Origin of the sequence: Pseudomonas baetica (genome assembly GCF_019733355.1) — a bacterium.
Lineage (GTDB): Bacteria > Pseudomonadota > Gammaproteobacteria > Pseudomonadales > Pseudomonadaceae > Aquipseudomonas > Aquipseudomonas baetica_A.
In genome coordinates this window covers 143,175-156,439 of record NZ_JAIHLQ010000016.1, presented here as the reverse complement: position 1 = coordinate 156,439, position 13,265 = coordinate 143,175, and the positions used below count along the sequence as shown (strand labels likewise).

The 13,265-nt window shown below is 59.3% G+C and carries 10 protein-coding genes; 5 read left to right on the top strand and 5 right to left on the bottom strand.

Going from position 1 to position 13,265, the window contains the following annotated elements:
- Window positions 1-54: 54 nt before the first annotated feature.
- From K5E40_RS16430 to K5E40_RS16410, 5 genes are all read left to right on the top strand, one after another.
- Window positions 55-687 carry a TRAP transporter small permease gene (locus K5E40_RS16430; RefSeq protein WP_221731730.1) on the top strand — a complete coding sequence of 211 codons (633 nt, stop codon included), beginning with the start codon at window positions 55-57 and terminating at the stop codon, window positions 685-687.
- Window positions 684-1,967, top strand: a complete 1,284-nt coding sequence (dctM, locus tag K5E40_RS16425) for a C4-dicarboxylate TRAP transporter large permease protein DctM (protein WP_221731729.1) — start codon at window positions 684-686, stop codon at window positions 1,965-1,967. Before K5E40_RS16430 ends, dctM begins: the two co-directional genes overlap by 4 nt.
- A 195-nt stretch (window positions 1,968-2,162) precedes the next feature.
- Window positions 2,163-2,597, top strand: coding sequence for a YeeE/YedE family protein (locus K5E40_RS16420; protein WP_221731728.1), 435 nt, complete (start codon window positions 2,163-2,165; stop codon window positions 2,595-2,597).
- A 2-nt stretch (window positions 2,598-2,599) separates the two neighbouring features.
- Window positions 2,600-3,055 (top strand): YeeE/YedE family protein, encoded by a 456-nt coding sequence (locus K5E40_RS16415; RefSeq protein ID WP_221731727.1) that lies wholly within the window; start codon window positions 2,600-2,602, stop codon window positions 3,053-3,055.
- A gap of 140 nt (window positions 3,056-3,195) precedes the next feature.
- Entirely contained in the window at window positions 3,196-4,002 is an 807-nt protein-coding gene (locus K5E40_RS16410) for a PRC-barrel domain-containing protein (RefSeq protein ID WP_221731726.1), read from the top strand.
- Window positions 4,003-4,080: 78 nt separating this feature from the next.
- Here the strand turns inward: K5E40_RS16410 and K5E40_RS16405 are convergent, their stop codons facing one another.
- The 5 genes from K5E40_RS16405 to speC form a co-directional block, all read right to left on the bottom strand.
- Window positions 4,081-6,162, bottom strand: coding sequence for a copper-translocating P-type ATPase (locus tag K5E40_RS16405; protein WP_221731815.1), 2,082 nt, complete (start codon window positions 6,160-6,162; stop codon window positions 4,081-4,083).
- 173 nt (window positions 6,163-6,335) lie between these two features.
- The gene (locus tag K5E40_RS16400) at window positions 6,336-6,785 is read right to left on the bottom strand and encodes a cytochrome c (protein WP_221731725.1); all 450 of its coding nucleotides are present in this window, start codon (window positions 6,783-6,785) and stop codon (window positions 6,336-6,338) included.
- A gap of 132 nt (window positions 6,786-6,917) precedes the next feature.
- Window positions 6,918-8,441 carry a basic amino acid/polyamine antiporter gene (locus K5E40_RS16395; RefSeq protein WP_221731724.1) on the bottom strand — a complete coding sequence of 508 codons (1,524 nt, stop codon included), beginning with the start codon at window positions 8,439-8,441 and terminating at the stop codon, window positions 6,918-6,920.
- A 4-nt stretch (window positions 8,442-8,445) separates the two neighbouring features.
- A complete protein-coding gene (locus K5E40_RS16390; RefSeq protein ID WP_221731723.1) occupies window positions 8,446-10,758 on the bottom strand; it encodes an Orn/Lys/Arg decarboxylase N-terminal domain-containing protein in 2,313 nt (770 codons plus the stop codon).
- Window positions 10,755-13,127: an ornithine decarboxylase gene (gene speC / locus K5E40_RS16385; RefSeq protein WP_221731722.1), complete on the bottom strand. Its 2,373-nt coding sequence runs from the start codon at window positions 13,125-13,127 to the stop codon at window positions 10,755-10,757. The genes K5E40_RS16390 and speC overlap by 4 nt, the downstream gene beginning before the upstream one ends.
- Window positions 13,128-13,265: the final 138 nt, after the last annotated feature.

Here is a 13,265-nt window from a genome sequence, read left to right as displayed (position 1 = left end):
CAGGGGCTGGCACGCCAGCACCTGCCTGTCATCACGCTACAGGAGATGCCATCCATGAATGCCTTTCGGCGCATATGGGAACACTTCGAGGAGGGTTTCATTGTCTTCCTTTTGGCCGCCATGACGTTGGTGACGTTCGTCTACGTCATCCTCAACAACCTCTATACGCTCTTCTACCGACTTGCCGACAACTGGGAAGGCGCCAGCGAAACGTTATTCGCCATGGGCGATCGGGTCATGACAATGGCTCAGGCCATGACGTGGAGCACCTCGCTCACCAAGGCGCTATTTGGCTGGCTGATCTTCTTCGGATTGTCCTACGGGGTGCGTACCGCCGGTCATATCGGCGTTGATGCGCTGGTCAAACTGGCCAGCAAACCCGTCCAGCGGCTCATTGGCATTTTGGCCTGTCTGTGCTGCCTGACCTACGCCGGGTTGCTCAGTGTGGCCAGCTTCGAGTGGATTCATACCTTGATGACAGCAGGAATAGGCGCCGAAGATCTGGGCCATTTCGGCATCATGCAATGGCACATAGGGCTGATTGTTCCCGTGGGTTTTGCGTTGGTATTCATCCGTTTCGCTGAAATTTTCGTGCGCATCCTGTTGCACCGCCAGACCGGGCTGGGCCTGGCCGATGAAGCCGCTGACGTGATGAAACTGACCGAGCACGAGGACGACAAACAATGACCATTGCCTTCCTGTTCGCGACACTCTTTGCACTGATGTTCATCGGTGTACCGATTGCCATATCCCTGGGCCTGGCCGGTTCATTGACCATTGTGTTTTTCAGTCCGGACTCTGTCCGTTCCCTCGCGATCAAGCTGTTTGAGACCTCAGAACACTACACACTGCTGGCCATTCCGTTTTTCTTGCTGGCAGGCGCCTTCATGACCACCGGTGGCGTTGCACGTCGCCTGATCGACTTTGCCAACGCTTGTGTCGGTCATATCCGCGGTGGACTGGCGATTGCCGCCGTATTGGCCTGCATGCTGTTCGCCGCCCTTTCCGGCTCCAGCCCGGCAACGGTGGCAGCCGTCGGGTCGATTGCCATTGCCGGCATGGTTCGCTCTGGATATCCGCAGGAATTCGGCGCGGGAATCGTCTGTAACGCCGGGACCTTGGGCATTCTGATACCGCCCTCGATCGTGATGGTGGTCTATGCGGCTGCCACCGAGACCTCCGTCGGCAAGTTGTTCATGGCCGGCGTCATACCCGGCTTGTTGCTGGGCTTATCGCTGATGGTGGCCATCTACATCGTCGCGGTGAAGAAAAACCTGCCTGCCATGCCGCGCGCCACGCTGCGTGAGTTTCTCGGCACGGCGCGCAAGGCGATCTGGGGCCTGCTGTTGATGCTGATCATCCTGGGAGGCATTTACAGCGGGATGTTCACCCCCACCGAAGCTGCTGCCGTTGCTGCGGTGTATTCGGCATTCATCGCCTTGTTCGTCTACAAGGACCTGACGTTTCGTGAAACGCCCAAAGTCCTGCTGGACTCGGCCAAGCTGAGCATCATGCTGATGTTCATCATTGCCAACGCCATGTTGTTTGCTCACGTATTGACCACCGAGCAACTGCCCCAGCAAATCACGGCCTGGGTCATTGAAGCAGGGCTGACGCCAGTGACCTTCCTGCTGGTGGTGAACGTGGTTTTATTGATCGCCGGCGCCTTCATGGAACCCTCGGCCATTATCCTGATTCTGGCCCCGATCCTTTTCCCCATTGCCATGAAACTGGGTATCGACCCGATTCACCTTGGCATCATCATGGTGGTCAACCTGGAGATCGGCTTGATCACACCGCCCGTCGGTCTGAACCTGTTCGTGACTTCCGCCGTGACGGGGATGTCAGTGCCCGCGACCATCAAGGCCGCGATGCCTTGGCTGATGCTTTTGCTGCTGTTCCTGATACTGATCACCTATGTCCCGTGGATTACCCTGGCGCTCCCAAACTGGTTGGGCATGAATTAATCCTTGGTGCTCTCGATCCTTGACGGCTGATCCCGACGGATCGTTAAAAATCAGCCACTCGGCAGCTTCAATCAGCCTATCCTCGCGCTGACCGCTTTGGNCCGCCCCCCCCCCCCCCCCCCCCCACGGCCATCAGATGATCAGGATTGCATCGCGATCAACCTTCACTCCACACGCCCCTGTAAGGAGAGCGTCATGATCGACATGAACCACTTCACGCCGTTGAGCGCCTTGATCGGAGGCTTGCTGATCGGCACGGGGGCAGTGCTGTTGATACTGTTCAACGGGCGCATCGCTGGCATCAGCGGCATTGTCGGCGGTCTGCTGCGCCCGATAACCGGGGATATTGCGTGGCGTGCGGCGTTCGTTTTGGGCCTGCTAATGGCGCCACTGGCTTTTAGCCTGGTCGCCGCTATGCCTGCGATAGAGATCGATGCCGGATATCCGCTGTTAATTGTCGCTGGCTTGATCGTCGGCGTCGGCACGCGTTATGGCGCTGGCTGCACCAGCGGCCACGGTGTGTGTGGATTGTCGCGATTATCGACGCGCTCTGCGGTCGCGACACTGGTGTTCATGGGGGCGGGTTTCGTTACCGTTTTTGTCGTTAAGCACCTTCTGGGAGGCCTTTGACCATGCCGCTCTTCTACGCGTGGCTTGCCGGGCTGATTTTCGGTATCGGTTTGCTGATTTCCGGCATGACAAACCCGGCAAAAGTCATTGGCTTCCTCGATTTGGGCGGGCGCTGGGATCCGTCGCTGGCCTTCGTCATGGCCGGCGCCATCGCGGTGGCGGCGGTAGGCTTCAAGTTCGCCAGAACCCGCACCCGATCACTGCTCGGCCTGCCCATGAACCTGCCTACCGCTCGACACATCGACCGGCGCCTGGTCATCGGCAGCCTCCTGTTCGGGTTGGGCTGGGGCCTGGCAGGCATTTGCCCTGGCCCTTCCCTGGTTCTGCTAGGTGCGGGCATCGGCAAAGGCGCCGTTTTCGTCATCGCCATGCTGGTCGGCATGGGGCTGTTTGAATGGCTTGAGCGCCAAAAACGTCGCGGGTCGCCGATCCCTTCCTCCGTGAATAAACCCACCTGACTCCGCTCTTTCAGCGTGCGCCAGCGAACAGACGCTGACGCCGTTAAAAGCACACCCTGTCCTTGGGCAGGTCGAATAATCGGCCTGCAGCCTTTCCATGTGCCGAGGACATCGATCGGTGCGCTACGAAGGACAGTCCTATGTTACGAAGCATGCGAGACCTCAAGGATTACACCATTGCGGCAACCGATGGTGACATCGGGGAAGTCAAAGACTTCTATTTCGACAATGAGGCGTGGGTGATCCGTTATTTTGTCGTCGAGACCGGCGCCTGGCTTGCCAGCCGCAAGGTCCTGATCACTCCCCTTTCCATCCAGGACGCCGACTGGACGCAACGTCGGCTGCACGTAGCGCTCACCAAGGATCAAGTCAAAAACAGCCCAAGTATCGACGTCGACAAACCGGTCTCTCGACAACATGAAATGCAATACCTGGGTTACTACGGTTATCCGTACTACTGGGGAAGCGCAGGCATGTGGAATGCCGGGATGTACCCCGGTGGCTACGGGCTGCCGGGTGGTCCACCTCAAGACGAACATGCCCGCGAGCAGAGTGCAAAAGCCGAGCGCGCGCGCCATGAAGATGACGACCCGCACTTACGCAGTTGCAAAGCCATCATCGGGTATCACATCAAAGCCACCGATGGCGAGGTTGGGCATGTCGACAGCGTGCTGATCAACGAACAGACCTGGGCGATTCAATACCTTGTGGTCAACACCAGCAACTGGTGGCTTGGGCACAAAGTGTTGATTGCTCCTGAATGGATTGACGATATCCGTTGGCTGGATAAATCCGTGTCGGTCGACCTCGAATGCGCCTCGATCAAGGCATCGCCGCCTTATGAGTCGTCTGAGCAGTTGAATCGGGAACAAGAATCGAACCTGCATCACCACTATGGACGGACCGGCTATTGGCTGGTTGAAACCGTTATCGAGCACAAGCAGTAAGTGCACCACAAATCAGAGAGAAAACATCGTTTGCCCGTCAGATATCTGAACGGGCAAGTGACTCTGCGCAGTAGAACCCTAGCCACGCAAGCGCAGTGCATTGGTCACGACCGACAATGAGCTCAGACTCATGGCAAACGCGGCAACCATCGGCGACAACAACCAACCGGTGAACGGAAACAACAAACCGGCAGCCAACGGCACGCCGAGCGCATTGTAGACAAGCGCAAAGCCAAGGTTCTGTTTCATGTTGGTGACCGTCTGCTGCGAAATCGCACGCGCTTGGGCAATACCACGCAAGTCGCCTTTGACGAGGGTGATCTGGGCGCTGTTCATGGCAACGTCTGTGCCTGTTCCCATCGCTACGCCGACATCGGCCCGGGCCAGCGCCGGGGCATCGTTGATACCGTCTCCGGCCATTGCGACGACGCATCCTTGTTGTTGCAGTTGCTCCACCAGCGCGAGCTTATCGGCCGGTGTGACACCCCCGTGTACTTCTTCGATGCCCAACTTCGCGGCAATGGCTTTGGCTGTCGTCAACCCATCACCCGTGGCCATGATGACGCGGATGCCCTCAGCTTTGAGTTCCGTCAAAGCGGCGGCTGTGCTGGACTTTATGGGGTCGGATACCGACAGCAGCCCTGCGGCTTTGCCGTCGATGGCCAGCAGCATCACGCTGGCCCCTTCGGCCCGGAGTGCTTCGGCCTGGGATTTCAAGCCGTCCACCGAAACCTTGAGCTGCTCCATCAATAAGGCGTTGCCCAAGGCCAGGGTTTTGCCCCCTACCCGTCCGCGCACGCCAATGCCCGTGCTCGATTCGAAGTCTTCGGCCTTGCCAAGGGTCATGCCGCGTTCACGCGCAGCGCTCACGATGGCGGCGGCAAGAGGATGCTCACTGCCTTGATCCAGGCTGGCAGCCAGTTGAAGCACGTCGTCCTCGGTGCTGCCTGCTGCGGCGATCACGCGGTCAAAGCGCGGTCGACCCTCGGTCAGGGTGCCGGTTTTGTCGACGATCAAGGTGTCGACCTTACGGAAGTTCTCGATCGCCGCTGCGTCCTTGAACAGTACGCCCCTTGTCGCAGCCTTGCCGCTGGCGACCATGATCGACATCGGTGTGGCCAGGCCCAAGGCACAAGGGCACGCGACGATCAGCACCGCCACGGCATTGATCAGTCCATAGACCCAGCCCGATTCCCCCGTCGATGTGGCCCCGAACAGCCCCCATATGAAAAAGGTCAGTATCGAGACACTGATGACGGCTATAACGAAATAACGCGCTACGGTATCGGCCATACCCTGCATCGGGGCCCTCGAACGCTGCGCCTGCGCGACCATCTGCACAATGCTGGCGAGCACCGAATCCGCGCCAACCTTGTCCGCCCGCATCACCAGTGCGCCGCTGGTATTGAGGGTGGCGCCGATCAGCTTGTCGCCGACGCCTTTGCTCACGGGCATAGGCTCGCCGGTGAGCATTGATTCATCGACCGCACTGGTGCCCTCTAGCACTTCACCGTCAACCGGTACCTTCTCGCCAGGGCGCACACGCAGTTGGTCCCCGGGCCGCACATCGGCCAGCGCGACATCCGTTTCGCTCCCGTCGTCAGCCATACGCCGTGCCGTTTTCGGGGCCAGCCCCAATAATGATTTGATAGCCGCGCCCGTCTTCGACCGGGCTTTGAGCTCAAGTACCTGGCCCAGCAAGGTCAATGAAATGATCATGGCCGCCGCGTCGAAGTACACCGACACCCGCCCCATGGTCACGAACGAGGCCGGAAAAACCCCAGGCGCTACAGTGGCAACCACGCTGTAAACGAAGGCCGCCGACGTCCCCAGGCCGATGAGTGTCCACATGTTCGGACTGGCGTGCAGAACCGATTGCACTGCCCGTTTGAAGAACGGAAAACCTGCCCAGAGCACCACCGGCAAGGTCAACGCCAGTTCTATCCAGCTCTGCAGGGCCATATCCAACCCGTGCAGGTAGGGTCCGGACATGGCGAGTATCGCGACGATCACGCTCAGCGGCAGGGTCCAATAAAAGCGGCGGCTGAAGTCCTGTAGCTCCGGGTTCTCGGTGTCCTCGGCGGTGGGGATGACGGGTTCCAGCGTCATGCCACACTCAGGGCAGTTGCCCGGGCCGCTCTGTCGCACCTGCGGGTGCATCGGGCAAGTGTAAAGAGTGGCTTCAGAGGCGACCGGGATGGCGTGCAGATCCGCTTGCGGGACATGGGTGTCTTGCATGTTCATGATATTTCCCCTTTTCGGTCAGGAACGCGGGTGGCGTGCCGTGCCGATTGGTGACTGGCGAATCAATGACGCAACCCAGAACGGCCCGGCTATTTCTGCGCTTGCAAATACTGCTGAATAGCGTCGATTTCCTCTCGGGTGGGCGGTTTTCCATGGTCGGTTCTGAAGCTCGATGACCCCCAGTGCGGCATGACCCTGCTCAGAGGTTCACCTTCATCATCGATGCCTTGGAGCACTGCACGCTCAAATAACTCAGGCTTCCAGGCACTGGCATCGCCTACCAGTTTGGGCGCTTGAAGCCCCGTCATTCCCGAGCCGCCCTGACCGCCCATTGTGCCCATCCCATTCATCATGCCCTGCCCGCCGTTTGAACCTCCCATACCGGGTGTCATCGCGCCCATGCCAACCGCCCCACCCATTCCACGTTCGCCATGGCATTGGGCGCAGTTGCTTTGGTACAGGGCCGCGCCATCGAGTGGCGCGGCCAGGCAAAAGGTCGAACTGAAGAGCAACACAAACGCAAGATATGAACTGTTCATCGAAAGCTCCCGGTTGTGAGTGGGCCAAGCCCTGCGGTCTGGCCTATTACGGCCCATACCTTTTACGAAGGCACGAGCCATTTTCGTCTTGCGTGAGTGGGCTGCGCGCGCACAGATGAACAAAGCAATCGTTCACGGCGTGTAGACCTGCGTCAGATGCCCACTGAACAACATCCACATCGCCACGACCCCAAGCACCACGAGTACACCCGCCACGATCATCTCGATCATGCTGAACACTGGCTCATTCGGCGCGTGCTCCTTGCGTGCCCAGATGAACACCAGGTTGCCGAGGGCGAAGAACACCGCGCCGGCGATCATGTACTCGAGGCCAGCGGCATAAACCAGCCAGAACCCGTAGATCGTGCCCAGGATGCTGGTGACCAGCGCTGTGGTTTTGGCGGTTTTTGCGGTGGCTGGATAGCGCCCGTTTGCCATGACTTTCCACAAAAAACCGGTAGCGCCGATATAGGCCGGCAATATCATCACGCCCGTGATGGAGATCATCACGTTCCAGGCGTTGTTGGAGAAATACATGAGGATCATCACGGCCTGCATCACCACGGTGGAGACCCATAGCGATACCGAGGCCGCGCCTTTTTTATTGGTCACTGCGAATGTTTTCGGAAAGGTTCCGTCCTTTGCCGCCGCCCATGGCAGTTCCGCCACCAGCATGGTCCACACCAGCCAGCACGCCAGCACCGAGATCAACACTCCAGCGTTAACGAAATACTCGCCCCATTTGCCGACAATCGACCCCAGGATCGCTGCCATGGACGGCGGCGCGATGACCGACAATTGCGCCTGCGTCATGATCCCGAAGGGCAACACGGAAATCAGGACGTACAGCAGCAAGGTCACAAAGAACCCCAGCAATGTTGCTCGACTCACCGTCCTGGCGTCCGATTTGTCGGACATGACCACTGCGCCCTCAATGCCGATGAACACCCAGAGGGTCACCAGCATGGTGCTTTTCACCTGTTCCAGCAGGTTGCCCAGTGGCTTGCCGCCGGCCACGTTGTCGCCGACGTTGCCCCAGAAATCGCTCGTGAACAGACCCGCTTTCACCGAGACGGCCACCACACCGACAAACACCGCAATGGGGACAAATTTGGCAATCGTGCCAATCACGTTAAGCGTCGACGCACTCTTGACGCCGCGCAATACCAGCCAGTTGAGTATCCAGAACACACTCGACCCGATCAGGATCGCCAGCCAGGTGTTGCCGCCCTTGAAGTACGGGGGGAAGAAGTAGTTGAGCGTGTCCATCAACAGCACGGCGAAGCCAACGTTGCCGAAGGCGGACGATAGCCAGTAGCCCCAGGCAACCTGAAAACCGGCGAACTTGCCGAAGCCCTGGCGCGAGTACATGTAGATGCCGGCGGTTATGTCTGGCTTGATCTCGGCCAGCACTTGAAAGGTACGTGCCAGAAAGAAAATACCCAGCCCGGACACCAGCCAGGCGATCAGTACCGCACCGAGTCCCGCATGTTGTGCCATGTTTTGTGGCAGGTTGAAGGCACCGCCACCCACCATGGCACCGATGACCAGCAAGGTCATGGAAACCATGCCGAGTTTGTCGGTAGCGGTTGCTTTCTTCGAGGCGGTTGTAGCACTGGAATCCTGAACAACGCCCGGTACTGTGGCTGTTTTCATGGGGTCAATCCTCGGTAATGCACAGAATCTGATAACGGCCGCCGACGACTTCCACGCCATGCGTATCGTGGGAAAAGCCCGGCATTTGGGCATCAAACGCCTCAAGCGCTTTCAGGTAACCCAGTATGGGGCCCGCTGCTTCACCGGCATTCTCGCCAGGCATCAGCAAGGGAATGCCCGGCGGGTATGGCACGACGCCGGTGGCGACGGTGCGCCCCGCCATCTGGTCGAGCGGCAGCAATTGCACTCGATTGTTGACGAGCTGTTCGTAGGCGCCGACGGGCGACAAAACGGCCACCGGCAAAACCGAAAATGCGGCCGACATGAGTTCGGTCGTCCTGTGCGTTTTCATCGCGGCAAACATCGACTCGGCGAGTTCACCGAGCCCGAGCGTGCCGTAAGACTGCGGATGAGCCGCAACCAATGCGGGAATGCACCGCTCCAGAGGCGTGTTGGCCTGCACGTCGCGATGAAACCCCAGAAGCGCATTGATCAGGGTTCCCCACTTGCCTCGCGTAATGCCCATCGAGAACAGGAAAAGGCTGGTGAAGTCGGTGGTCTTTTCCACCACGATGCCTTGCGCATCGAGATAAGCCGCCAGCAGTGACGCGGGGATCCCCGTTGCTTTTAGCGTGCCATCGCGGCCCATGCCGGGCGTGACCACCGACACCTTGATGGGATCAAGCATGCAGTAACCGTCATCGAGGTCTTCGAACCCGTGCCAGGCATCGCCCGGATGCAGTATCCAGGCCTTGGGGTCGCGTGCCAGGCGCTCAGGGTCGGCCAAATGGAACGGTGTCTTTTTGTGGCCCTTGCCTTCATTGACGGTATCGGGCTGCCAAGCGGTGAAGAACCAGTCGCCTTTGGCGGTGAACTCGGCGTTTAACCGCGCCACGGTCTGACGAAAAGCAATCGCCTCGACAATCGTTTCATCGGTGAGCGCTTTGCCAGAGGGGCCATCCATCATCGCCGCTGCCACATCGTTGGACGCGATGATCGCGTATTGCGGTGAGGTCGAGGCATGCATCATGAACGCCTCGTTGAAGCGCCCATGCTCAATCGGTCGGCGGCCATCACGCACATGGATGTAAGAGGCCTGAGAGAGGCCGGCGAGCAACTTGTGCGTCGACTGAGTGGAAAAAATCGTCGGTCCGTCGGGACGGGGGCTGTTGGGGTCGCCGCGCATGGCATAGCGCCCGGCATACAGCGGGTTGAAACGTGCGTAGCCATACCAGGCTTCGTCAAAGTGCAGGCGATCGACTGACTGTCCGAGCAGCGATTCGACCCGTTCGACGTCGTAGCACAAGCCGTCGTAGGTTGAATTAGTGATGACGGCATGTACGGCGGCGGGTTCTATCTGCTCAGTGACCAGAGCATTGGCGCCAATGCTCTGCGCGACTGCCGCTGCTGTGAGTCGCGACGCCGGGATTGGGCCGATCAACCCCAGGTAGTTGCGAACCGGCATCAGGTACGTCGGGATCGCCCCGGATAGCGTCATCGCGTGTTCGATGGATTTGTGGCAATTGCGATCGCACAGTGCGATCTGGTTGCGCGTAACGCTCGACATCAGAATCACGCGATTGGAGGTGGATGAGCCATTGGTCACGAAATAGCTGCGATCGGCGCCAAACACCCGCGCGGCGTTGTGTTCGGCTTCGCCGATAGCCCCTGAGTGATCAAGCAATGAGCCCACTTGCGCAACCGAAATCGACAAATCCGAACGAAACAACTCCTCGCCGAAGAATTCGACGAAGGCACGCCCGGTCGGGTGCTTCATAAACGCGGTGCCACCGGCATGTCCTGGGGTGTGCCAGGAATATTCATATTCCCCGGCAAAGCTGGCCAGCGCTTTGAACATCGGCGGCAGCAGTGTTGCTCGGTAGCGGTCGATGGCGGCAACGATTCTGCCGCCAAGGAAGGTCTTGGTGTCCTCGAAGAGCCACACATAATCGTTGACCTGCGAAAGCACGTCGGCCGAAATCCCGTCAAGCGAACCACTGGCCGCCAGCAAAAAAATCGGCAAGCGCTCTGAGCGGGCCCTGACGGCATCAATCACATTGCGCGCAGCCTTGTGGTCTTTTGAACCGGCCAGATCCCAATCCACCAATACAGCCTGCAACAACGAATGCAGGCTGATTTGCGCGGCGGCATCGCTTTGCGAGGTGGCGTCAATGACATCGATATCCCGGTCGGCCAGTGCCTCGATCAGTGCAGCGGTGGCCTGCCCTCCTGCATGCTCGACGCCGGTGCCGTTATGCACCACCAGCACCCGACGTCGATACAGAATGCCGGGCACGTTCGTTGAGTGACCGCTCATATCGACTCCTGCACGACGTAGGTATGAAACACCACGCGGCCGTCAACGTCATCGGCGTACACGCCCTGCACTTCGAACTCAAAACCTGGAAACCGATTGAACGCTTCCTCGAACACCAGGAAATAGTCGAGCATCGGTTGCGCTCGGTCGTCATAGCGCTCGCCAGGGACGACGATGCCGATGCCGGGGGGATAAATCAGCGCCAACGTCGCCGAGATCCGGCCCTTGCACTGGGACAACGGCAAATAGTCGACCCGGTTGCCGACGAACGCCTCTGTGGCATCGGCCACCGACATTGCCTGCTCGGGAAAGTGCTCGCCGCGAAAGCACAGCCTTTGCAGCGTGGCAATGTCGTGTTCCCGGTAGAAGCTGTGCATCTCGTCACACAGGCGCTGCAACGTGTAGCCGGCGTAACGCTGCGGATAGCGCGCCATCGTCGTCGGCAGCACGTCTGCAAGCGCTGCGTCAGAGTCGTAAAGGTTCTTGAACGCCACCAGCCTGGAAATCAGCGAGGCACATTTGCCGGCCTCAACAGCGGGCGTCAGTAGGAACAGGATGCTATTGAGGTCGCATTTCTCCGGCACGATATTGTTCTCGCGCAGGTAGGCGGCCAGCAGCGTTGCCGGGACTCCGCGCTCACTGTATTCGCCGCTCTGGCGGTCGAAGCCGGGCGTAATCAGCGTCAGCTTGTTGGGGTCCGTCATTGCCCAATTCGGCGAGGCGTGACGGAAGCCATGCCAGTGTGCATCCGGCACCAACGCCCAGCAGGCAGGCTCGCGTGCCAGCACGTCGGTAGGAATGTCTTCCCAAGGCACGCTGTCGAGTGGCGGACTGAACGTGGAGTCGGTGATTGTCACCACATCCGGCACGAATGGATCAAAGAACCAATCGTTCTGCCCGCCCTCGGCGGAGGCCGCAAAGCCGCGTTTAAGCTTGCGCAGTTGCTTGCGCGTCTCGATACCAATGCGGATTGCGTCGTCCCAGAGCGCCAGGCCATTGCGGCCCTTGTGCATCTGCGCGTCGACATCGAGGCTGGCGAACAGCGGGTAAAACGGCGAGGTCGAGCAATGCAGCATGAACATCTCGTTGAACCGACGGTGCCCGGTGCGCCGCGTTTGGCCCTTGATGTGTTCGTCACGCACATGAATTTGCGAAGCCTGTGAAAAACCGGCCAGTTGCTTGTGCGTTGACTGTGTGGCAACGATGCCAGGGCTCTGGGCGCCGAGATTTTCCAGCCCCATCGCGAAATGCCCGGCAAACAGCGGATGGAATTTCATGAAGCCGGCCCAGGCTTCGTCAAAGTGCACGTATTCACAGAGGTGGCCGATTCGCTCGATCAAACTCTGCGTGTTGTAGATCGTGCCGTCGTAGCTGCACTGCTCGACGATCGCCAGACGGAAAGGTCGTTCACGCTTCCAGGCCTCAGGGTCCGTGACCAGTGGGTGGTTGCGGATCTGCTCGCGCAGTTTCTTTTCGTCCAGTGCGTCGTAGTCAATGGGGCCAATCAGCCCTTGAGGATTGCGGTCGGTTTCGAGGTAGATCGGGATCGCCCCGGCCAGTTGCAGCGCGCCCTGATGATTGGATTTATGGTTGTTGCGATCAAACAGCACCAGGTCCCCGCGCTTGAGCAGCGCAGCGGTCACGACTTTGTTCGAGGTCGAGGTGCCGTTGAGAATGAAGTAAGTGCGATCGGCGCCGAAGACTTTGGCTGCCGCCATCTGCGCGGCAAGCGCCGGACCGACGTGGGTCAGGAGATCGCCCATTTCGGGCACCGAGTTATCGATGTCGTTGCGAAACACCGCCTCACCCAAATGCTCTACGAAGAGCCGCCCGGCCGGGCTGCGTCGATAAAATGCACCCCCCTGGTGGCCCGGGCATGTCCACATCTGGTTGCCTTCGTAGTCGTAGTCCATCAGCGCGCCGAAGAACGGTGGCTTGAGGCCTGTGGCATAACGCTCCAGCGCGAAGATCGTTTCCTTTGCCGAGAAGGCTGGCGTTTCGTGGTCCAGATAAATGTAGCCAGTGACCTCGCCCAAGGGCGCGAGCGATAACGACTCCACGCCTTTGAGTTCGCTGACCAGGTAAATGGGCGTATCCAGCCCGCGCTCGTGCCTGATCGTGTTGATGAGCGCCTGAACCTGCGGCTCATCCGGGCCGTCAATCGCCAGCAGGAAGCATCCGATGCCCATATCACTCTCTGCAGCGACCCTGGCCCCGGTCAGGGTGGGGACGATGTCGGTCCGATAGTCGTACTCATCAATCGCGTCAACGAGGCGCTGCACGAGACGCGCCTCGTTGCTTTCTGGTGCATCAACGAACACCGGGCTGTACAGCAGGAAATGAAAAAGCGTGTGGTAGGGAACCGACATGACAATGCCTCTGATCAAAGTGACGGCTTTGCGACATAACGCGCAGCCAACGTTTTCCTGACTATTGCCCTGCTTCAAAACCAGGTCTGTACGCCACCCCACATATTCGGGGTTTGAAAAAGTCTGTCGCCGCCGGTA